This is a genomic window from Corynebacterium hesseae (genome assembly GCF_037850265.1).
Classification (GTDB): Bacteria; Actinomycetota; Actinomycetes; order Mycobacteriales; family Mycobacteriaceae; genus Corynebacterium; species Corynebacterium hesseae.
On record NZ_CP137211.1, the window covers coordinates 166,032 to 187,718 of the forward strand.

Sequence of the window (21,687 nt, forward strand, 5' to 3'; positions counted from 1 at the left end):
CGTCATGGCTAAATACACACTGCGGGACGGAGAGTCCCGCCGCATCGGCTCAGACGGCATCCTGCGCGTTGAAGCCTTCGAGATGGGAACTGGCGGCGCCTCGATGGAGCTGGCGATTATGGGAGAAGGCGTGGACGCCGTGCGCGTTCACGACCTCTCCATCATGGTGCACTCCCTGCCTGAGCGCGCCACCATCGTCGTGCGCCCCAAGCGGAATGGGACCTTTGGCCTGCGCAGCGAGGTGCGCCTGACGGTAAGCAACGCCGGTGATTCGGTGACGTTCCCGCGCGTGCTTATCGACGCCGCCGAGGACTCCGCCGAACGCCTCGCCGAGGTCACCCCGGAATCTGGGAGCTACCTCTTGGAAGCATTCGGCACGACCGAGGGCGCCGGAATCACAGATTCCGCCCGCGAGGTGCGCTCCAAGATGCGCCGCGCGGAGCTGGATGTCGCTGGCCTCGATGATGTCACCGTGGTCATCGATGGCTCTGCCTCCATGCAGGTCAACGTCACTCCGAAGATCATTGAAGCGGCCGCCAAGTACATCGATGCGCTCTCCGATGCTTTCCGGCACTTCCGCGCCACTGACGGGCAGGACAGCATCGAGACCCACAAGGTGGATGAGCTCACCCGCTTCATCGCGGGTGTGATTGATAGTGGAGCGGAGCGCGTAGGCCAGCGGCCGTGGCGCTTGCCGACTCTCACCTCCACGTCCTCGCTGGTCATCTACGTCACCGATTCTCCCGTGGCCTCCATGCTGGAGACCCAGGTGCCCACCGTTGTGCTCATCACCAGCGCCATCGGCCGCCAGGAGCTCGAGCTCGCGCGCATCAACGGGACTCCGGCTCATGTGGCGTATGCGGTGATCGACGGGGACGTCGTCAAGCAGCTCGAATCCGGCGCCAACACTGAGCTTTCGGAATTGACTGACCGCGTCACCGCCATGCTGAAGGAGAGGAACTAATGAGCCAGGCACGTTGCCCATGGACCTTTAAACCGCTCGAGGACGGTGTGACGGTGAGCCCTTACACCAACCGGGAGCTGCCGCAGGGATGGACCGACGCCGTGACGCATTGCGTTGCCATGGCGGGCGCGCGTAACTCCGGTAAGTCGCTGTACACCGCGGTGATGATTAAGCAGCTCAAGCAGCTGGCGCACAAACACAACCGCTCCGTGCAAGCGGCGGATGAATCCACCCGCGAGCGCTACGCCGAGGTTTATGAAAAGCCGCTCTTTGAGGAGATGCGGGCCATGGACCCCACGCCGAGCGCGGTGGCTACCGACGCTTACCAGCGCGATCCGCTGATTCTTGAGCTCGGCAAGTGGCCCGATGAGCAGGGCCGTGAGCGCATGAATTACTTGGTCTTCCGCGACGTTGCGGGCGAGGACCTGGAGAACCCGCCGGAGAACGAAGCCGACCGCGAGAATCTTGCGTTCTTCTCCCACGCAGATTTGGTGATCTTCCTCTTTGACCCGCTGCGCGTGCAACAGATTCAGGATTTTATCCATGGGCTGATCCCCAATATTGGTGAGCTCGGTGCGGATTCCTTGCGGGTCCTGGATAACCTACTGGCGTTGCTCGACACGGATACTCCGCCGCCGCTGGCCGTGACCATCTCGAAGTTCGACACGGTGCAGAAGCTGGAACAAGTCGATGACGTGCGCTGGAAGAAGCTCATGGCCAACCGCGGCTCCGCCTTCCGCCGGGATACCGGGTGGAATTTCCGCGATTCGGACCGCTGGATGGTTCACCTCGAAGCCGAATCGCTGTTGCGCTTCCTGGGTGCCAACGACCTCATCAACAAGATCTATTCGGCAGCGCCGAGTGGCGGTAGTTTCTTCGTGACCTCGGCGTTGGGTGAGGCCCCGACGGGCCGCCAGCTAGCCCGCAGCGGCATTGCGCCCTATCGCGTTCTGGATCCCATCCGCTGGTTGCTGAGTCAACGCGGCGTCTTTGCTGAGGATGTGTCATGACCTTCGGCAACCCGCAGTCCCCAGGAACCCCACAGCCAGGCTCGCCTGCTGCACCCGCGCCGGACTATCGCTATGGGCAGGTCAGCGACACCGTCCGCCAGGCCCGCCGCGCGGCCGATATGAAGGCGCAATGGGCCCCGTGGCCGTTGAAGATCGCAGCGGTGCTGGAGGTCTTCATCACGAGCTACACCGTCTACAACATCTGCCGGCTCATTGCCTTTGAAAACAGTCCGGCGGCGGTAACCCGCACGGACCAGCTTTCCACCGAGCTGGGAGTAGCGCTTGGCGCGCTGGTTCTTTTGGTGTGCGTCCTCACCACCTATGTCCTGCACGCGCAGCAGTCCGCGCGGATTGCGCTGACCGTTATCAGCGCCATCGTGGTGCTGCTTATTCCGGCGAGTTCGGTCATGCCCGCGTCCATCGCATCGGCGGTGGTCATTGTGCTGCTGTGGCTGCCGGCGAACCGGCAGTGGTTCGGCGGCCAGGCGCGATGAGGCTAGAACTCGTGCACTGTGGTTTAAGCCTTCTTGCGTAGCTCCTCGAGTGCGCGGACATTGTGGGCCTTTTCAAACAGGTTGTAGGCCAAGAAATACATGCTGCGAGCGAGGTCGGCCTTGCCGGTGGAGGCGTGGCGATCACCTAGGAGCTCGGCGACTTCCGCGAGGGCGTTGTGCTCCGAAGGTGTCGTGGCCTCGGTGTCAGGGTGCCGGTCTAAGAAATTGAGCAGAACCTGGGTGGATTTATACATGTCCTGCGCCTGCGAGCGCAGGCTCTCGGAGTACAGGACGGTCCACTTAGCGGACACGGGCAGGCTCTGGAGCTTGAGCGAATCCACGTAGCGTGAGGCCAGGATGTCATAGGCTTCCTCAGGGGCGCGGTGTTGCACGTCGAGGGTCACGGTCTTGAGGATCGAGCGGAGCTCGCCGTCGAGGTCTCCGTAGCGCTGATACTCGCGGGCAGCAGCGGCGAAGCAGGCCACGCGCTGCTCCATATCCGCAGCGGAGTGCTGTGCAGCATCGCTGTAAAAGCGGGCCAGCATCGGTGCCGGGAGCTGCTGGTATTCCTCATCCGCGCGTGCGTTGGACAGGATGGTGAAGGATTGCGCAGCAACGCGCTCGCAGTCGGCGGCAGAGCCGGATGCCCACAGCGCGCCCACGGCGGATTCGAGGATGGTACGGAGGATATCCCCCATCGTGGCCCCTGCGCCGTCGAATTCTCCTGCGGTCACGGCGTCGTTGATAGCCACGAATTCAGCAGCGTGTGTTTTCGCTTCGCCGCTCTTGGCGGATTCTAGGCGCTCTTGGAGCTCGGCCAGCGAGACGCTGTTGCCGAAGTTCGAGGATGGGCTATTGGCGTCGGCTGAAGCATCCACGCTGGCGGGGGCGGACTCGGAGAAGTCCTTGTGGCTTGCTGCGATGCGGGCGGCGGCAATCTCATTCAACGCCGTGTCATCTCCAGCCGCGGCTGCCTTGGCGGCGAACTTCTCTGCTTCCTCGGTGTCGTTGTGATCCAGCCATGCGCGGGCGACGCGGGTATAGCCTGCGGCCACCAGCGATGGCTGTCCGGTCAGCGCGCCGAGTGCGGCAATGGTGAAGGAATCGTCGACGTTCTTGATGGTGCCGGCGGCCACGCGGAGGGTCTCCCGGGCCTCCAAATAGAGGGCGGCGGGAACGGCATCTTCCAAGCTGCCTAGGAAAGTATCGTCTGCGAGTACTCGGTTAATTTGCTCATCAATGTGGGCGGACTCATCGGTGGGAAGAGAAAGCCCGGGAGCCTGGGCGCGCGCATAGGCGAGCATTTTTTCGGCGTCGGCAGAATCAAGCAGGGGATACGTCGCATCAGAAGCCATGGGGGAGAGTCTAGTAGAGGACTCCGGCGCGCGCGGGGCTCCTCGTAGACTGGTGGCCATGGATTCTCTTAGCCCCGCCGGACGCTACGCCCCGAGCCCGTCCGGCGATCTTCACCTGGGTAACCTGCGCACGGCGTTGCTCGCCTGGCTCTACGCCCGGAGTAGCGGGCGCCGCTTCCTTGTGCGCGTGGAGGACATTGACACGCAGCGCTCCTCGCGGGAGGCGGCGCAGCGCCAGCTGGAGGACCTCGCCGCGCTCGGCCTGGACTGGGACGGGGAAGTCATCTACCAGCAGGATCGCTACGCGGCTTATGAGGAGGCCCTGGCGCAGCTTCCTACCTACGAGTGCTATTGCTCGCGCAAAGATATCCAGGAAGCCTCCCGCGCGCCGCATGCCATCCCTGGGCAGTACCCGGGGACGTGCCGTGCGCTTAGCGACGATCAGCGGGCCACCAAACGCGCCGAACTCGCCGCCCAGAACCGCGTGCCAGCCATACGCCTGCGTGCCGACGCTTCCTCCTTCACCATCCACGACGCCCTCGCCGGCGAATACACCGGGGAAGTGGATGACTTCATCCTGCGCCGCGGCGGCCAGCCCCCGGCGGATCCGAACCAGGGCATGGACTGGGCCTATAACCTGGCGGTTGTTGTCGACGATGCCTTCCAAGGCGTCGATCAGATCGTGCGCGGCGATGATCTCCTGTCTTCTGCCCCGCGTCAGGCATACTTGGCGCACAAGCTGGGCTATCCGGAGCCGGAGTTCGTTCACGTGCCGCTCGTGCTCAACGCTGAGGGTGTGCGTTTGTCCAAGCGCGATGGGGCGGTGACCCTGCGTCAGCTGCTCGAGGGGCACGATAGGGATGCGGGGGACGTCGTCAAGCTCTTGGCCCACTCCTTAGGGTATGAGGCCTCTTCCGTACAGGAGCTGTGCCAACAGTTTCAGCCGGAGAAGCTATCGCGGGAGGCCTTCGTCTGGGATGGCGCTGTGTAACTGCTCTCCCTCGCCGGCCGCACAACGGTAGTCTGAGAACAGAAAAACTTAAACGGGGAAAGAAGCGCGTATGGAAGTTTTATTTGTCCTTATTGGCCTGATGCTGTTGACCGTTATTGTCATGGCGGTGGGGGACAAGATCGGGCTTCCCTGGCCAGCGCTTCTGACCATCCTCACGGCGGTGGCGGTTTCGGTATACGCCACTTTTTCGAATGGCACATTCGAGTTCGCCGTACCCGCCGACCTCATTCTTCCGATCTTCTTGCCGCCATTGCTGTGGGCGCTGGCAAGGAGGACATCGTGGGGTGTTATTCGTGAGCAGTGGATGACCATCCTGGCGCTGTCCGTGCTGCTCGTGGTGGCTACGACCCTTGCGGTGGGATTCACCGCTCGCGCATTCATGCCAGGCTTGGGGCTAGCTGCCGCCATCCTTATCGGCGCCGCGATTGCCCCGCCGGATCCGGTGGCCGTCGAGGCCGTGGCAGAACCTGCCGGTATCCCACGGCGCATCATTTCTGTGCTGCAGATCGAAGGCCTGTTTAATGATGCCGCGTCTATTGTGGCCTTCCACCTCGCCCTGGAAGCCGTGACGAGTTCGGGTGAGATGCACGCCGGGGAAGCGGTGACGCGTTTCCTCTACTCCGCGGCTGTAGCCGCCATCCTCGGGCTCGTCGTGGGGCGCGTGTCTTCGTGGTTCGTCGGCGCGGTTCACGAGGTTGTCGCTCGCAACGCCTTGACGTGGGTGATTCCTTTTGCCGTGTATATCGCTGCGGAGGAGCTCGGCGCCTCCGGTGTCATCGCGGTGGTGATTGCCGCGGTGGAACTGCACTCCCGCGCACCGATTCAAGCGGAGGACCGCCTCTCCGGCCAGTCATTCTGGGAGACCGTCGAGCTGCTTTTCACGGGTGTGGCTTTCGGCCTCATCGGCCTGACCGTGTTCAGCGCCATCGACGCCGCGGGCGCGGATCTCTGGCATGCGGTCATCATCGGCGTCATCCTGTCCGTTGTTGCCTTCCTCGTGCGCTTGGTGTGGATGTACGCCTTCTATCTCATTAATAGGCGCCGCGGGAAGCCGCGCCTGGCGCCGCTGCGCCTGCAAGAAGTGCTGCTTATGACGTGGTCCGGCATGCGCGGTTTGGTGACTCTTGCGCTGGTTCTGTCTGTTCCAAGTGGATTGAGCTTCTACAACGAGTTGACCGTTATCGCCCTCGTGGTGCTGCTCATGACCATGGTGATTCCCGGCCTGTTGCTGCCGTGGCTTATGCGTCAGCTCGACCTCACTACGTATTCGCAGGCAGCCACGGATAAGATGCGCGCGACCATTACCTCCCGCGCGCGTAAAGCCGGCATTGCTGCGATGCGCGCGAAGTATGAGGAACTGGACCCCGACACTGCGGCAAATATTGCCCAGTGGTTTGAGGATCGCCTCGGTGAGGACGAGGACGGTGAGGACGCTACAACTCGTCTGCGCATGGCCATCGAGGCCCGTGAGGTGGCCCTCGCGGCACGGCGAACAGCCCTCGCCGGCGCCCAACAAGAGTTGCTGCGCCTGCGCCGCGATAGGGAATTCAACCCGATGATTGTGGACGAAGTGCTTGCCGACGTCGACCGGATGTCCCTCGGCGCAAAGAAACACAGTTGAGGGGAGTGCTGATCCGTGACTAAGAATGGTGGCGAGAGGAGCGAATCAATGGACGCCTATGAGTACGCCCAGCTGGAAGACGGCCTGGATTACCTCTACGACTTCTTCGATGCTGACTTGGAGGAGCGCGTGCGCGCCGGGCGTGAGCTGTTGCCAGAAGGCATGGAAGACATCTTGGGCGACCACACCCTGGAAGACTACGTCTGGTTGTGGATCAAAGAACCTGGCCCCCGCGGCTTCCGCCAGTTCCTGCGCGATGGCGGCTATGGCGAGGACGAGGTGAAAGAGGCTTTCCTGCTCGCCCGCACCGAGTGGGGCATGAACACCCCGCCGCACGTGGAGTGGCTCAAGGAAGACGGTTTCGCGGCCCCCGAGTTCGATTAGGGGCGGTTGACCATGGGCGTTCGATGGAGGCGCCTCCCTTAGTCGCAAAGGAACCAAAGCACTGACACCTTATGCAAAGCTCCGCATGCAATCACCTGGGGTTTTCCAGCCTGGGCCCCGCAAATGGTGCCTTTACTTTGGTTCCTTTGCCCGAGTGTTTGGGCCAGAAACTGGGCGCGCTGGCGCGTCACGTAGTTAGACGCACTATCGAAACTGTAGGTCCTAAGCGCCCGGCAGTATCTGCTTTGCCACCGACAGGGCCTTTGGGGCGTTCTTTGTTATGGCCTTCCGGGCATCAGGGCTTATAGCTGCAACTGCGACCAGAGCAACGCCGGCAGCAATTGCCCCAAGAGTTTCCTTGTTGAGCTTGAGGGCTTCTAGATTGAACCGTTTGTTGTTTATATCGTGTTCGAAAAGCTTGTTGTCATACCGTTCAAGGCGGTCGAGAGCATCTCGTCTCGCATCTTCACTCGCATTTGGATCTTGTGCAATTTGTGCAAGGAGCCTTTTCGTGAAAGCAATACTGGAGTAAAAGTTGTCTGAGCTTTTCTCGTTACTTGTGGCTGCATTCTGGACGGAGTTGTCCATTGCTTGTGCAAGAGATGCCATCGTATTGGGCGCGGTTGAGAGTAGCGCGGAAAGCACTCCGGAACTAATTTGTCCCTTTTGGATTAGTTGGACAAGAGTTAAAACCTTTTCGCTGCTCATCTGGCGTAAGTCGTCGACCTTTAACGCCTTCTTTAAATCGTCAACCGATTCTATCTGCTCCATATTGATTCCCTAGTTGAGACGCGGTACCTGGTCATTAAGGCATTAACTCCGAAGGGTACCGGCCTCTAGCTTCGAGATAAAGAAGAAGTCCCCTGGATGTCATCATCCAGGGGACTTCCCAATGGCGGAGGATAGGGGATTTGAACCCCTGAGGGATGTGACTCCCGCACGCGTTCCAGGCGTGTGACATAGGCCGCTAGTCGAATCCTCCGCTGGAAAACATTACATGAGCCCCCTAATGAAGCAAAATCGCCAGGTCAGGGCGAAAAACTTAAGAATTTAGTGGCTTGAGGTGGGGAGTGCACTTGAAAGCGGAGTGGGGAGCTGGGTGGCGGGGGAGCGGTTTGGCGTCGACAAGCAAGGCGCGCTAGGCTAGACCGCAGGATTCCGCGTGGCGTCCATCCTCTGAACTCCCCCAGGGCAGGAATGCAGCAAGGGTCAGGAGGCTCTGGCGGGTGCGCGGGGTCCCCTTTTTGTATGTATGCCTTCACACGGGGGATGTGACGGGGCGTTAGTATGGTTGCCATATGCCCGCACTACGTCCCGGAAGGAAGACGGATGTCTCTTCTTAATCTTGAAAAGTCCGAGCTTGATGAGCTTGCCGCGCAGGTGCGCAAGGACTACGAGGCCCTCAAGGCTGAGGGGTTGGATCTTGACTTGACCCGCGGTAAGCCGTCCAAGGCCCAGCTGGATCTGTCTAATGACCTGCTCGTCCTGCCGGGCCGTGGTCACTACACCGACGCTGCCGGCAATGACCTGCGCAACTACGGCAACCAGAAGGGCATCAAGGAGCTGCGCGATCTGTGGGGCAAGCTCACCAACATGGACCCAGAGCTCCTAGTCGCGGCGGACTCTTCCTCCCTGAACATCATGTATGACCTCATCCTGTGGGCCTACACCTTTGGCACCAACAGCTCTGAGAAGCCGTGGTCCAAGGAAGAGACCATCAAGTGGATTTGCCCCACCCCGGGTTATGACCGCCACTTCGCCATCACGGAATCCTTCGGCTTCGAGCTGATTTCGGTGCCGATGGAAGAAGATGGCCCGGACATCGAAGCAGTCGAGGAGCTGGCCAAGGACCCGCAGGTTAAGGGCATGTGGGTTGTGCCGATGTTCTCCAACCCCACGGGTGCCGTCATCTCGGAAGAGAAGACCCGCCGCCTCGCTGCGATGGAGACCGGCGCACCGGACTTCCGCATCGTGTGGGACAACGCTTATGCCGTGCACACGCTGACCGAGGACTTCCCGGAGGTTCTGCCGATTCTGGAGATTGCGGAACAGGAAGGAAACCCGGACCGCTTCTGGGCTATGTCCTCGTCGTCGAAGATCACCTTCGCTGGCTCCGGAGTGAGCTTCTTCGGTTCCTCCGAAGACAACCTCGAGTGGTACCTGGAGCACGCCGGTATCCGCGGCATTGGCCCGAACAAGATCAACCAGCTTGCGCACTACGAGTTCTTCGGTTCCGCCGAGGGCGTGCGCGCGGTTATGCGCCGCCACGCTGCGCTGCTGGCGCCGAAGTTCGAGGCGGTTCTTCGCATCCTGGATAAGAACCTCACCCACCATGAGATTGCGGACTGGACCCACCCCAAGGGCGGCTACTTCATCTCCCTCAACGTGATGGAGGGCACCGCCACCCGCGTGTGGGAGCTGGCCCGTGACGCCGGCATTCTCCTGACCCAGGCTGGTTCGGCGTACCCATACGGCGAGGACGCCAAGGACCACAACATTCGCTTGGCACCGTCCCTGCCGCCGCAGGAAGAAGTCGAGGCAGCAATGGATGGCGTGGCCACCTGTGTGCTGCTCGCCGCAGTAGAGAAGCTGGGGGCATAAGGCAATCAACTCCGACGAGACGGCCTACTGGCTCGACCAGATCATCCCGGCTGACCTCGAGTTCAAAAATGTCGAGGGGCAGCGCTTGGGCTTAGCCTCGCTGGAGGGTGAGCAATCCCTCGCGGTCACGTGTGGCTTTGCTGACGTCGATACCGGGCTGGCGCATGCCGAGCAGGGGATCGATGTGCGCTGCGAACTGCTCACCGTTGCACGCACCGGCCAATCGGAGGTTGCCGCTGCGGTGAGCGCGGCAGCGGCATTGCTTAAACAAGCCGCAGGGCTGCTGCCCGCGCAGCCGGGCTTGCTCTTGCCCAAGCTTTTTGCGGAGGATGACGAGCGCTTCGCTCATTTCAGCATGCGCCATGGCATGCTCATCGCCCCATACTTGTGGGGCGGACAGACCCCGCAGCTGGCGGAAAAGGAGCGCCTGACGCTGGTGTGCCAATTGCTCATGCTAAGCGACGCCGAGTATGCCTACGCCGTTGAGGAAGGCGTGCCGGCGCTGCAACAAGCGGTGGCTGAACAAGGCATCGATCTGCTGGATTGGAAGCGCTCAGAGTGACGTGTCGGGTTGAGACGCTACACTGACTAACCGTGGCTCTTTACCGGAAATATCGTCCAGCAACCTTCGCGGAAGTGGTAGGCCAAGAGCAGGTCACCACGCCTTTATCCGCCGCCCTCGATGCGGGGCGCATTAACCATGCGTACCTCTTTTCCGGCCCGCGTGGCTGCGGAAAGACGTCGTCGGCGCGCATCATGGCCCGCTCGCTGAATTGTGAGCAGGGGCCAACCTCAACGCCGTGCGGTGTGTGCGATTCGTGTGTCTCGCTGGCCCCGGGTGGTCCGGGCAACCTCGACGTCACGGAGCTCGACGCCGCCTCCCACAACGGTGTGGAGGATATGCGCGAGTTGCGTGACCGCGCCTACTACGCGCCGGCGGAGTCGCGCTACCGCATCTTCATCATCGATGAGGCCCACATGATTTCTGCCTCCGGTGCGAATGCCTTGCTCAAGGTTGTCGAGGAGCCGCCGGAGCACGTCATCTTCATCTTCGCCACGACGGAGCCGGAGAAGATCATCGGCACCATCCGCTCGCGTACCCACCACTATCCCTTCCGTCTGCTGACCCCGCCGGCGATGAAGGGGCTGCTGGAGCGCACCGTGGCCTCGGAGAACGTCCACGTGGATGACACCGTGTACCCCATGGTCATCCAGGCTGGCGGGGGTTCGCCGCGTGATACCTTGTCCATCCTTGACCAGCTGTTGGCGGGTGCCGGGCCCGATGGCTTGACCTACGAGGTAGCCCGCCCGCTTCTGGGTGTTACGGACGTGGGGTTGCTGGATAACACGGTGGATGCCCTGGCTAACCAGGACAAGGCGGGGCTTTTCCGGCTTGTCGACGATGTCATTGAAGCCGGCCACGAACCTCGCCGCTTTGCCATCGACCTGTTGGATCGCTTGCGGGATCTGATGATCCTGCAAGCCGTGCCCTCAGCATTGGAGGAAGGTCTGGTCTCGGCGCCGACTGATCGCGGGGAAGTCCTTACCGCCCAAGCGCAGCGTTTCTCCGGACCGCAGCTGGCCTACTTGGCGGAAACCGTCAACGAGCGCGTGTCCTCCCTGCGGGGTGCAACGTCCCCGCGCCTACTTCTAGAAATCCTCTGTGCCCACTTGATCGTTGGCTCCGCCCCCGCTGCGGCAGCTGCCGGTCAGGTACCCAGTTCCTTGCCGCAAGGTGCGGGGGCACAGCCTTCCGCACCCGCTGTGCAGGGCTCCGCGCCTGCGCAGCGCCAGCCATCTGCGGTCGCCAGCGCACAGGATCCGGCGGCCGCTGCCGCGGCCATCATCGCGCAGCGTCGCAGCCGTCAGGCAGCGAAGCAGGAGGCCCAGCAACAGCAACCACAGCAGGCCGAGCGGCCCCAAGAACCAGCCCAGCCTCAAGAGGCGCAGCAACAGGCGCCGCAGCAACAGGAGGTTCAGGAGCAGCAACCTTCAGCCCCCGAGGCCTCGCAGTCTCAGGCGCCGGAGCGTCCTGCACAACCGGAAGTGCAGCCTGAGCCGCAGCAGGAGCAGCCGGAACAGCCGCAGCCATCGGAACAGCCTGAACAACAGGAACAGCAACCTGAGCCTGAGCAGCCCCAGGACCTTGCCGCGGAGATTCGCGGGCGGTGGTCTGATCTGCGCGCCACGATTGGGCGGCGTAATAAGGTCGCTGAAATCATGCTCGCCGAAGCCCGTGTCCTCGGCGTGCGGGATGAGACTCTCGTCCTTGGACACACCACGGGCGCGTTGGCTGAACGCATCAATTCACCAGGCACCAATGAGGTCATCGTGACCGTCCTCAAGGAAGAGCTCAGCCGAGAACTGAAGGTCACGTGTGTTATCGGTACCGACCCGAAGGCACACGGTTTCACGGTGCCAGAGCCCACCCAGCGCACCCAGTGGAACCCCAACCAACCGCAACGTGAGGCCTCCGAGCCCGACGAGGAGGCAGAGAGTCCGGCAGCGAAGGAACCCAATAACGCCAGCGATGATCCATGGGGCGCGCCGCGCCAAATCGGGCAGCAGGCTCCGTCGTCTGAAACGACGAGGGAGCAACCTCAGCCCCAGCACGGTGTGCGCGAGAAGGCAGACTCGCGCCCGCCGGCAGAACCACAGCGGTCGGAGGCCGCCCCGCGCGGGGCGGCGGTGCCCCCAAAGAGGGAGGCCCGTGGCAGCCAATGGCGATCACGCATCGCGCAGGCGACCCAGGTCGCGGCCCAACGCGATGAAGAGTTTTCCAAGGTTCCCAAGTTCGGCAACGGCGTTCCGCTGCCGCCGGAGCCGGGTCCGGACGAAGGCGAGTTCGAGGCCCCACCGGAGGAGTACGGTCCACCGGCGGGGGCGAATGGAGCGTCGGAAAGCGCAGGCCACACGTCTGTTTCGCCGCAGCAGTCAGCTCCCCAGCATGCGCCCGCACCGCAGCCGGAGTACACCCGCGCGGATGAGGAGCGCGAGATGATGGAGGCCGCGCAGAGCGCCGGAGAGATGGACCACCGCAACGCCACGGAGGTCGCCATGGAGCTCCTCGCGCAGGAGTTGGGAGCGCGGCGGCTGTAGCGCGGCATCTGTACACTTGGCGCGTAGTGAAAATAACCGCACGAAAGGACTTTTAGCATGACTGAGAACGATCCGATGCAGCAGGCAAATGACATGAACGAGATCCTGGCGCAGGCCGCTCGCGTCCAGGCTGAACTAGAAAAGGCACAGAAGGAAATCCTGGCCGCCACCGTCGAAGGCAGCGCAGGCAATGGCCTGGTGAAGGTCACCATGACCGGTGGCGCTGAGCTGCAGAGCATTTCCATTGATAAGTCTGTGGTGGACCCGGAGGACATCGATACCCTCCAGGACCTCATCGTCGGCGCCTTCAAGGAGGCTCACGCCGCAGCCGGCCGCTTGGCACAGGAGAAGATTGGCCCGCTGTCCCAGGGCATGGGCCAGTCCCAGCAAAACTATGATGGTCCGTCCATCCAGGATGTCTTCGGCGGTAACCAGTAAGCCGCGCGTTAGACTTAAAGGCCGTTGTTGCTCTCTTCGCGGAGGGCGGCGCGGCCTTTTATTGTGTCTCCGGCCGTCAAGGTCGTGGGGATTGTTAAGTGAGGGGAGCATTGCGTGTTTGAAGGACCACTGCAGGATCTCATCGATGAGTTCTCGCGCCTGCCGGGGATTGGCCCGAAGTCAGCGCAACGCATCGCCTTCCACGTTCTGCATCAAGACCCGGAGGAGATCGATCGCCTTCAGAAGGCACTGGGAGCGGTGCGTGATGGTGTGACTTTCTGCCGCATCTGCTGCAATATTTCCCGCGAGGAAGTCTGCCGCATTTGTGTGAACTCGCAGCGCGATGCTTCTACTATCTGCGTGGTGGAAGAGCCCAAGGATATCCAGGTCATCGAGCGCACCGGCGAATATAACGGCCGCTACCACGTACTGGGCGGCGCGCTCGACCCGCTGGCCAACGTGGGCCCGAAAGACCTCAACATCTCGCAACTGCTGCAGCGCCTCGGCGGCGTACTACCGGACCGAGAGCTTGCGGATTCCACCCCGGAAGAGCCGCTTTACGACGATTCCCCGGACATCACCGAGGTCATCCTCGCCACCGATCCCAACACCGAAGGCGAGGCTACCGCGGCCTACCTCGTGCGCTTGCTGCGGGATTTTCCAGGCTTGAAGATCACGCGCCTAGCCTCCGGCATGCCGCTGGGAGGCGACCTTGAGTTCGTCGATGAGCTCACGCTCTCGCGTGCGTTGAGCGGCCGCCTGACGGTCTAGCGGCGCGGTGCCTCCGAGCGCCCCTAGCGTTGCGAGCGCGGCGGCTCCGAGGCATTAAAACGCTCGGTGCGCAGCTGATCAATGGCGGGGATGTTCAAGGGCTCGAGTTCGCTAAGCGCGACTCCCATGGCCTTGGCCAGCAGCAGATCAGCCAGTTGCGGGTTGCGTGCCAGAACTGGACCGTGCATGTAGGTGGCGATGACGCTGCCCTGTACCGCACCCTCGGCTTCACGCTGGACGGCCTTGTCGGAGAGATCCAGGATGGCGGCGGTATCTGCGTTACCGGTACCGCGCGTGAGCGTTCCCAGCGGCTGGGCGGCAGGGCCCAGGATGGTGGCACCCATGTGGTTTTCAAAACCGGTGAGCGGTTCGGTGAGCTCAGCGGTGATGCCGGCCTTGGTGGGTTCGGTGGCTACCTCGCCGATGGCGCGCTCGGCCATGGAGGCGGTGGTGGCGTCGATAAGCCCCACGCCATCCACCACGCGGCCAGATGCACGGAAGGACTCGCCGAGTACCTGCAGGCCCGCGCAAATCGCCAGAATCGGGCGACCTGCGGAGGCAGCGCGGGTGAGGCCACCGTCAGCGATGAGGTGCTCTGCCGCGAGAATCTGCGCGGTGTCCTCGCCGCCGCCGAGGGTGTAGACATCAAAGGATTCCGGCACCGGCTCACCCAGCTTGATGGGGACAATCTCCGCCTCGTGGCCGCGCATGCGGGCGCGCTGGCGCAGGACTAGGGCGTTGCCGTCATCGCCGTAGGTGCCCAGGATGTCAGGGAGGATGAGGCCAATCTGCAGGCTAGTCATTCGAATGCTCCTTTGCTGCTGCGGCGGTGAGCGCCTTCTTCAGATCGCGGAAGGCAGTGTAGTTGGCCAAAACCTCGATGCGGCCTTCCGGACAGGATTGAATAGCGGCGAGTGGGTCTGCGATGAGCTCGTGCGAGATATCCGCGTAGACCAAACGCACGGCCAGATCCGTGCCGCGCTCGCCGGCTGCCTTGACAGGGATGCCTTCGAAATCCTCGAAGCGCACGTCCCAGAGCCAGGACATATCAATACCGTCGGCCACGTGGCCGTTAGTGGCGATGACCAAGCCATCGGCGTCACGGTCCACCATGGACAGCGCCTCCTGCCAGCCGGCCGGATTCTTAGCCAAGAGCAGGCGGATTTCGCGTTTGCCCAGCGTGATGGTGGAGTAGCGTCCGGCTACGTCGTTGACGCCTTCGGCAGCGGCGATAGCCTTGTGGCGGTCCACGCCGAAGGCCTCCACGGCGGCGGCGACGGCCTGGGCGGCGTTACCGCGGTTGGCCCGTCCCGGCAGAGCAAGCTTGAGCTTGTCGACGCCCCCCGGGCTCACAATGCCCTCCTCCGTCACCGCCCAGGTGGGGGTGGGGCGGCGGAACTCGCGGCCGTCGGCAAGCGGCTTGACCGCGCGCCAGTCCTCACCGTCACGCACGATGTGGCCGCCGGTGCGCGGACAGGTGACGGATTCGCCCATCCAGCCGGCACCCGCGGACACCCAAATGACATTCTTTGCGTCATAGGCCACGGAGGTCATGAGGACGTCATCACAGTTGGCGATGACGAGCATGTCCGGGTGGGCCTCGACGGCGCCGCGCAGGGCGCGCTCAATCTTGTTGATCTCACCGACGCGATCCAGCTGGTCGCGGGAGAGATTCAGCAGCACGAGCGCTGTGGGGTTGAGGTTATCCGCAACGTGGGGGACATGGAGCTCGTCTACTTCTAAGACAAGATGGCTTGCATCTTTGCCAGCTAAGAGCGCGGAGATGATTCCTGCATCCATGTTGTCGCCGCCATCGTTGGTGGCCACGGTGTGCGTAGTGCGCACGGCTGCGGCGAGCATCCGCGTGGTCGTGGACTTGCCGTTGGTTCCGGTGACCAAGACGGCTGGGCGCTGCTTGGCCAGGTTTTGCATGATAGTGGGGTCAATGGCGTTAGCGATGAGCCCGCCGATCATGCCGCCCGCACCGCGGCCCGTGGCGCGCGAGGCGGTGGTGGCCAACGCCGCGGCGGAGGTTGCAACCGCGGTGCGCGCGGAAGAAAACGCGCTTCGGAAGTTAAAATTCATGCTCCCCAGAGTAGTCGGGGGATGCTAGCTATCGGTGTTGTGGGAGCGGTTGTGTCCCGAGTTTTGCTGGTTCTGCTGGTTGCCATTGCTGCGACGGCCGCGTCCGCCGCGGCGGCGACGCCGACGCCCTTTGTTGCCGCCCTTGTTCCGGTTGTTCGAGTTGGAGTCCGACTGAGCAGGCTTGTCGCTTGCGGATCCGTCGGCCGGGGAGCCCTGGTGTTTCTTCTGCCCTTGTCCCTGTTTAGGGGAGTGCTGGGCGTTGGAGGACTTGCGGCGCGAGCGGCGGCGGTTCTTGTTCGTGGAACGATTGCGGTTGGGCTGCCCACTGCTGTGGCGCTTACCCGAATTGCTCGTTGCGCCGGAGGTGGATTGCTCCTCAGGTTCGGTCGGTTCCTCGATACGCTCAAGGGCCGCGAGGAAGGCAACATCGGACATCAGCGGGATGTCCTTGCGGTGAGCATGCATGGGCTTGCCCACGAGGTTGGTGGTGATGTTGCAGACCACGAGGGACGTCTCGCGGGAGAGCTTCTCCGAGTAGTTCAGCTCCTCACGGGCCAACGCCGCGATGATGGTGTCGGGGTCCTCGGTGATCTCCGGGGCAACGACGATCTCCATGCCACGGATGAGTTCCTTGCCGGGCACATAGGGGCCGGGGTTGTGGTGCTGACGGGGAGCTTCGGCAGCGTCGACGCGGACGTGGGAACGCTGTAGCCCAAAGCGATCAGCTCGCAGCTCATCCGGTGCCGCGCTGCTGAGCGGGCCCGCGGCTTGCGCACGGTAGAGGTCCACGAGCAGACGGGTTGCCTCGCGGGAGGTGTCCTTTTCCGGTCGGTGCGCACGGGCGACGCTGGCGGTGGGGTCGGGCGCGGGAAGACCGGTATCCCGCGCGACGGCCGCTAGGCGGATATCGGTGCTCCACACGCTTTGGCGGCGAGCGGTGGCAAGCGTATCCACGATGGTTACTGGGGTGGGAACGTGTCCCACCTTGAAGCGACGGCGCCGGCCTTTACCGCGGTTGCGGTTGCGCGCACGGTTTTGGCGGGCGGCGGCAGTCATCGCGCGGCGCGCTTCGGCGACGATGAAACCCCAGGTATAGGGGGCATCGTGAACGATGAGCGTGCGGCCATCGATGAGCCGATCCAGCGGCTTGAGCAACATGGAAAAGGACTGACCCGCCTGGATTTCCTCAGCGCTCAAGCCGTGAAGATGCCGGGGGCCAGGGTCTTCGCCGGGGTTGAGGACGGCGTGGAACTCTTGGCCGGTTTCACCCGCGGTGTTGAGTGTCAGCGCATCCACGGTAAGCAACCGACCTGTGGAGGGGTGAATGCCAGTGGTCTGGATGGTCAGCGCAACAAAGGGGAAGGCAGCGAGGGCTGCTTCGCGGGCCGACGCCCTATCTTCTTTGCTGTTCTGCTTGTTCTCAGCTGGGTGAGGGCGCGGTCCTGGTTTCGGGGCGCTGGATTGTGGCGACGCCGCGGCCGGCGTCTCTGCTGCGCTGAGCTGCGCTGCAGGTTCGGTGGGGCCGGGTGTCGTAGTCATTGTTCACAGTTTAGTACCCAACCGCGAGGAAGCTGGAAAGGGCACACGTGAAGCTGCCGTATCCCCCGAATTGGCAGCGAGGCAGGGCGTGTTGCGGACTAGTCGGTCTCGATGATGATGACCCAGCCGTCGTGGTCTGGCGTGGGCTCGGGGGTCGGTTCGGGCTCACGGCTCGGCTCAGGAGTGCGGTCCGATGTGGGCTCAGAAGTCTGTTCCGGCTTCGGCGTGGTGCTGGGCTTAGGTGTGGTGCTCGGCTTGGGCGAAGTGCTCGGCTTAGACGAGGTGCTGGGCTTAGTCGTGGTGCTTGGTTGAGACGAGGTGCTCGGCTTGGGCTGCTGAGTCTTTGTCGTGGTTGGCGTAGCAGTCGTGGAGGCAGCGGGCTTGGAGGTCGTCGGCGCAGGAGTAGTCGACTCCGCTGGCTTAGTCGTGGGCGGAGTGCTGACAGGTGTGGTGGTGCGGGACGTTGGCTTCGTCGTAGCAGTCGTCTTCGACGCCGAAGTTGATGAGGTCGGTGTCGTCGAAGAAGTTGGGGTCGCTGAAGGCGATGACGTCGGCACGCTCCGCGTGGAGCTAGGTGCGCTCGTAGTTGTGGTGGTGGAGGTGGAATCCTCCTGGCGGGGCCGTGACGTGCGCGACGTGGACTCTTCTGCGGCTTCGGTTTCCCGCGGTGCTGGTGGTGTGACTTCAGCGTGGTGCGTGTTGCGCGGGGAAGGAATTGCCTCCCCGGGCGTGACGAGCTCTGCACGTTGCGTGGGCCCGGCCAGCTTAATCGGCTCCGTCGGCGCAGACAGTTCCGTTGGCTCCGCCGGAGTCGAGGCAGTGGTTCGGTCGAGGGCGCGTGGTACTACCGAGTGCCCCTGGTTATCGGGGCGGTGGGCGCCTGCAGCCGTGTCCTCGGTTGCGTCAGCTTCGCTGGTAAGCGCGGCGTCAGCTTCTGCATTATTGGCCGGGCTGGGGGCAAGGAGCGAAGTGGTGTGCTCCTCTAAAGCCTAGTCAGCAACCTGATTGGGGGCGGAGTGAAGTGCGTGCACAGAGGATACGAAGCTAGCGGTTCCGCCGATGATGACGGCAACGCTTGCCGCGCACACCAGCTTGACACCAGTACTAGCAGCGGCGATCTTTGAGCCAACTGTTGCGGCGGTCCCGAAGGATTTCAAGGAGAGGACTTGTGCGCCCTGTGTGGCAGCGGAACTTGCGGTGTGTGCCGTGCCCGTTGCCTGGAACCCGCCTACCGGAGCGGTTGCTGCATGAGCCCTATCGGTGTTTGTGGCCGTCGCGGCAACCGCGCCAGCGGCGGCAGCGATGACACCGGCGGCCCCCACGGCGACGTGGGCGTCTGGTGTTCCTTCTTCGGAGTAGACGGTCAGGGCTGGGGATTTATCATCCGGTGTGAAGTAGGCGCGCGCAATGGCAATGAGACCCTCGTGCTTGAATCCAGCGATGGTATCGCTCAGCCACGTGGCCTGATCGCGCGGAACGGTGGCGATGAGCTTGTCATCGAGATGAATCTCGATGGCGCGGCGGAAGAAGCGCCGGCTGTTGGTCAAGCGTACGAGTAGATGCGCAGGGTGCTTCGGCAGGGAACGGGTGGGAGCCGAAAAGTCAGTGATGCGAAGGGCGCGGTCGCCGTCGAGCATGCCCCATCGCTGAGCCGGGGGAACATTGATCGGGACGCACAGGCCTGGCTCCGGGAGGAGAACCTCGAATACCGGAACGGTTTCTTCCACCGCGTCCTCGCGGAGCGAAATTTCTGCAGTGGCCTGTGGGGTCAAACCCGCGCTAATGATCCAATCCAATTCCGTGTAATCGGCGGATTGGGAAGCGGGGATGACGCCAACGATGTCATCTTCATACCGGACGCGGAAGCCGGAGCTTGAGTGCCCACACAGGGTGACGTTGAGGTGGTTGTTATCCGCCAGGGAGAGCAGTTGCAGGAACATCTCCGGGTTAACGGCGTCAACCGTGAGGCGGCGAGGTTCACCAAACCCAGAGTGGGGGACCACGTAGTTAGTGACCGTCATAGTGTTCGCCTTCGCCTGCCGAACTGCAACAAATGCGCGCAGTTGCAAAACTGAGCGCAGTAGGGAATGCCGAAGTTCGGGCTGAAATTCTTATTGGGTGCACAAGGTATTCAATGCCTTTGTGCAATTGTGTCGCGTATTTATTCTATAGCTCTCCGTGCTGGCCTACAACAATGTGTAGCCAGCGCGATGTTACGGTCAGTAGCTTTAGCGAGGAGGAGGCGCGCGGACCAGCTCGCCTCCTCCTTGTGTCGCCCTGTGTCGCGGCGGAGGATTAGTCCGCGCGATTGACCGCTGAAGTAATGGCGTTGATGGACGCACGGGTGGTGGATCCGGCGATGCCGGCACCCCACACTTGTGCGCCATTGACTTCGGCGGCGATGTAGCAGGCGGCTTCGGCATCGTCGCCGGCCGTACGGGACTGCTGGGAATAGTCGATGACCTCGAAGTCGATCCCGACGTCTTCCAGCGCGTTGGCGTATGCGGCGATGGGGCCGTTACCCATGCCGGAGACAATGCGCTTCTCGCCGTTAAAGACGATGGTTGCGGTGACCTTGGCGTCTTCATCCTCCGTGGTTGAGTTATCAACCTGGAAGGTGACGAGTTCCAGCGGGGAGGTGCGCTCTAAGAACTCGTTGGCAAAGATATCCCACATGTTCTTGGAGTTGACTTCGCCACCTTCGGCGTCAGTCACCGCCTGCACGACGGAGGAGAACTCCGCTTGCATGGCGCGCGGCATATTGATGCCATGATCGGTCTTCATGATGTAGGCCACGCCGCCCTTGCCGGACTGCGAGTTGACGCGGATGACCGCCTGGTAATCGCGGCCGACGTCCTTCGGATCGATGGGCAGGTAGGGAACTTCCCAGGTGGTTTCCTGCAGTTCTTCCCACGACACCTCGGTGTTGTTCGCGCCTGGGCGCACCTCCTGCGCCAGGGCGTCCAGGCCCTTGTTGATGGCGTCCTGGTGTGAACCGGAGAAGGCGGTAAATACCAGCTCGCCGCCGTAGGGGTGGCGCTCCGGCACGCGCAGCTGGTTGCAATACTCCACCGTCTCGCGGATCTTAGGCAGATCGGAGAAGTCGATCTGCGGGTCCACGCCCTGGGTCAGCATGTTCAGGCCCAGGGTAATGATGTCCACGTTGCCGGTGCGCTCACCGTTGCCAAACAGGCAGCCTTCGATGCGGTCCGCCCCGGCCATGTAACCCAGCTCGGCGGCGGCGATTCCCTCGCCGCGGTCATTGTGCGGGTGCAGCGACATGATGATGGAGTCTCGCTTCGCAAAATTGCGGTGCATCCACTCGATCTGGTCGGCGTAGACGTTGGGGCTGATCATCTCCACCGTGGAGGGCAGGTTGATGATCATGGGGTTCTCCGGAGTTGCCTCCATGATGTCAACAACGGCATCGCAGACCTCGACGGCGAAGTCCAGTTCGGTGCCCGTAAAGGATTCCGGCGAGTATTCCCAGCGCCAGTTGGTATCGGGGTAATCCTTGGCAATGCCCTTGATGAGCTCCGCAGCGTCCGTGGCCAGCTTCTTAATGGCCGGGCGGTCCTTGCGGAAGACTACGCGGCGCTGCAGCTTTGAGGTGGAATTGTAGAAGTGCACGATGACGTTCTTCGCGCCCTGGCAAGCCTCAAAAGTACGGCGGATCAGGTGCTCGCGCGCCTGGACCAGGACTTGGATGGTGACGTCATCCGGGATCTTATTGCCCTCGATGATTTCGCGAACAAAGTCGAAATCCGTCTGGGAGGCGGAGGGGAAGCCTACCTCAATCTCCTTGTAGCCCATCTTGACCAGCAGGTCGAACATGCGGTGCTTGCGCTCAGGGCTCATCGGGTCGATGAGGGCCTGGTTGCCGTCACGCAGGTCCACGGCGCACCACTGTGGCGCCACGGTGATTTTCTTGTCTGGCCACGTGCGGTCAGGCAGCGAGACCGGTTCTACCTCTTCGGCGAAGCTCTGGTAGCGGTTTACTGGCATCGAAGAACCGCGCTGCTTGTTCCACGCGGGCTGGTTTTCGTTGCGCGGGCCAGCCGGAGTGGTGATTTCGCGGGGAGCGGAGATGAAAGAATCGTTGGGGGACATGGTGGTTGTTCTCTTCCTTGTCTGGGGCTTATGGGTCTGGGGCCAAAGGCGTTTTACTGTGTTGCGCTATTTATGGTGCGCAGCTTCGGCGTGAATCGTGGGGGGACGGCCAGCTGCGGTGTGTTGGCATCACCGCGCTCCGCGGCGGGGCGCTGGCCGTGAAGCTAGAAACCTAAAACCCGCCGCGGCTACTAAGGAGGAGAG

At 62.6% G+C, this 21,687-nt stretch carries 19 protein-coding genes, 1 tRNA gene, 1 other RNA gene and 1 pseudogene; 14 read left to right on the forward strand and 8 right to left on the reverse strand.

Annotation, left to right across the window (positions count from 1 at the left end):
* Positions 1–4 precede the first annotated feature (4 nt).
* From R3O64_RS00855 to R3O64_RS00865, 3 genes are read left to right on the forward strand one after another with little or no spacing between them, the layout of a single operon-like run.
* Positions 5–964 (forward strand): hypothetical protein, encoded by a 960-nt coding sequence (locus R3O64_RS00855; RefSeq protein ID WP_070533825.1) that lies wholly within the window; start codon positions 5–7, stop codon positions 962–964.
* Positions 964–1,974, forward strand: coding sequence for a TRAFAC clade GTPase domain-containing protein (locus tag R3O64_RS00860; protein ID WP_339017129.1), 1,011 nt, complete (start codon positions 964–966; stop codon positions 1,972–1,974). The genes R3O64_RS00855 and R3O64_RS00860 overlap by 1 nt, the downstream gene beginning before the upstream one ends.
* Positions 1,971–2,468 (forward strand): hypothetical protein, encoded by a 498-nt coding sequence (locus R3O64_RS00865; RefSeq protein ID WP_070562448.1) that lies wholly within the window; start codon positions 1,971–1,973, stop codon positions 2,466–2,468. Before R3O64_RS00860 ends, R3O64_RS00865 begins: the two co-directional genes overlap by 4 nt.
* A gap of 23 nt (positions 2,469–2,491) precedes the next feature.
* Here R3O64_RS00865 and R3O64_RS00870 read toward each other — a convergent pair whose 3' ends face one another.
* On the reverse strand, positions 2,492–3,823 hold the full coding sequence (locus R3O64_RS00870) for a hypothetical protein (RefSeq protein ID WP_339017130.1): 1,332 nt from the start codon (positions 3,821–3,823) through the stop codon (positions 2,492–2,494).
* A gap of 58 nt (positions 3,824–3,881) precedes the next feature.
* Between R3O64_RS00870 and gluQRS the strand changes: the two genes are divergently transcribed.
* The 3 genes from gluQRS (at position 3,882) to R3O64_RS00885 (ending at position 6,840) form a co-directional block, all read left to right on the forward strand.
* Entirely contained in the window at positions 3,882–4,814 is a 933-nt protein-coding gene (gene gluQRS / locus R3O64_RS00875) for a tRNA glutamyl-Q(34) synthetase GluQRS (RefSeq protein WP_339017131.1), read from the forward strand.
* Positions 4,815–4,884: 70 nt separating this feature from the next.
* Positions 4,885–6,456 (forward strand): cation:proton antiporter, encoded by a 1,572-nt coding sequence (locus R3O64_RS00880; protein WP_070564255.1) that lies wholly within the window; start codon positions 4,885–4,887, stop codon positions 6,454–6,456.
* A 48-nt stretch (positions 6,457–6,504) separates the two neighbouring features.
* Positions 6,505–6,840, forward strand: a complete 336-nt coding sequence (locus R3O64_RS00885; protein ID WP_070524540.1) for a hypothetical protein — start codon at positions 6,505–6,507, stop codon at positions 6,838–6,840.
* Positions 6,841–7,062: 222 nt separating this feature from the next.
* On the opposite strand, the gene R3O64_RS00890 is transcribed toward R3O64_RS00885, so the two are convergent.
* Both R3O64_RS00890 and R3O64_RS00895 read right to left on the reverse strand, forming a co-directional pair.
* Positions 7,063–7,611: a hypothetical protein gene (locus tag R3O64_RS00890; RefSeq protein WP_246816450.1), complete on the reverse strand. Its 549-nt coding sequence runs from the start codon at positions 7,609–7,611 to the stop codon at positions 7,063–7,065.
* A gap of 122 nt (positions 7,612–7,733) precedes the next feature.
* Positions 7,734–7,822: transfer RNA gene (locus tag R3O64_RS00895), tRNA-Ser, on the reverse strand.
* Between the two features lie 167 nt (positions 7,823–7,989).
* Between R3O64_RS00895 and ffs the strand changes: the two genes are divergently transcribed.
* The 6 genes from ffs to recR all read left to right on the forward strand — a co-directional run bounded on the left by ffs (position 7,990) and on the right by recR (position 13,749).
* Positions 7,990–8,088: signal recognition particle sRNA small type (gene ffs, locus R3O64_RS00900), an RNA gene on the forward strand.
* A gap of 81 nt (positions 8,089–8,169) precedes the next feature.
* Positions 8,170–9,441, forward strand: coding sequence for an aminotransferase class I/II-fold pyridoxal phosphate-dependent enzyme (locus R3O64_RS00905; protein WP_070533811.1), 1,272 nt, complete (start codon positions 8,170–8,172; stop codon positions 9,439–9,441).
* Between the two features lie 85 nt (positions 9,442–9,526).
* Positions 9,527–10,003, forward strand: coding sequence for a suppressor of fused domain protein (locus R3O64_RS00910; protein ID WP_339017132.1), 477 nt, complete (start codon positions 9,527–9,529; stop codon positions 10,001–10,003).
* A gap of 32 nt (positions 10,004–10,035) precedes the next feature.
* Positions 10,036–12,540 (forward strand): DNA polymerase III subunit gamma and tau, encoded by a 2,505-nt coding sequence (locus tag R3O64_RS00915; RefSeq protein WP_339017133.1) that lies wholly within the window; start codon positions 10,036–10,038, stop codon positions 12,538–12,540.
* 57 nt (positions 12,541–12,597) lie between these two features.
* Entirely contained in the window at positions 12,598–12,978 is a 381-nt protein-coding gene (locus tag R3O64_RS00920) for a YbaB/EbfC family nucleoid-associated protein (protein ID WP_070524027.1), read from the forward strand.
* A 114-nt stretch (positions 12,979–13,092) separates the two neighbouring features.
* Positions 13,093–13,749: a recombination mediator RecR gene (recR, locus tag R3O64_RS00925; RefSeq protein WP_070524029.1), complete on the forward strand. Its 657-nt coding sequence runs from the start codon at positions 13,093–13,095 to the stop codon at positions 13,747–13,749.
* A gap of 23 nt (positions 13,750–13,772) precedes the next feature.
* On the opposite strand, the gene R3O64_RS00930 is transcribed toward recR, so the two are convergent.
* The 3 genes and pseudogenes from R3O64_RS00930 to R3O64_RS00940 all read right to left on the reverse strand — a co-directional run.
* Positions 13,773–14,552 carry a type 1 glutamine amidotransferase gene (locus R3O64_RS00930; protein ID WP_143334438.1) on the reverse strand — a complete coding sequence of 260 codons (780 nt, stop codon included), beginning with the start codon at positions 14,550–14,552 and terminating at the stop codon, positions 13,773–13,775.
* Positions 14,545–15,834: a Mur ligase family protein gene (locus R3O64_RS00935; protein WP_070561332.1), complete on the reverse strand. Its 1,290-nt coding sequence runs from the start codon at positions 15,832–15,834 to the stop codon at positions 14,545–14,547. Before R3O64_RS00935 ends, R3O64_RS00930 begins: the two co-directional genes overlap by 8 nt.
* A 372-nt stretch (positions 15,835–16,206) precedes the next feature.
* A pseudogene (locus tag R3O64_RS00940) lies at positions 16,207–17,373 on the reverse strand (DNA polymerase III subunit epsilon); the annotation flags it as partial.
* Positions 17,374–17,484: 111 nt separating this feature from the next.
* Here R3O64_RS00940 and R3O64_RS00945 point away from each other — a divergent pair.
* Complete coding sequence (locus R3O64_RS00945) at positions 17,485–17,685, forward strand: hypothetical protein (protein ID WP_339017135.1); 201 nt, start codon at positions 17,485–17,487, stop codon at positions 17,683–17,685.
* A gap of 36 nt (positions 17,686–17,721) precedes the next feature.
* Positions 17,722–18,366, forward strand: coding sequence for a hypothetical protein (locus tag R3O64_RS00950; RefSeq protein ID WP_339017136.1), 645 nt, complete (start codon positions 17,722–17,724; stop codon positions 18,364–18,366).
* Here R3O64_RS00950 and R3O64_RS00955 read toward each other — a convergent pair.
* Complete coding sequence (locus R3O64_RS00955) at positions 18,363–19,394, reverse strand: hypothetical protein (RefSeq protein WP_339017137.1); 1,032 nt, start codon at positions 19,392–19,394, stop codon at positions 18,363–18,365. The two genes, R3O64_RS00950 and R3O64_RS00955, sit on opposite strands and share 4 nt — an antisense overlap.
* 274 nt (positions 19,395–19,668) lie before the next feature.
* Positions 19,669–21,483 carry a 2-isopropylmalate synthase gene (gene leuA, locus R3O64_RS00960; RefSeq protein ID WP_070533800.1) on the reverse strand — a complete coding sequence of 605 codons (1,815 nt, stop codon included), beginning with the start codon at positions 21,481–21,483 and terminating at the stop codon, positions 19,669–19,671.
* Positions 21,484–21,687 lie beyond the last annotated feature (204 nt).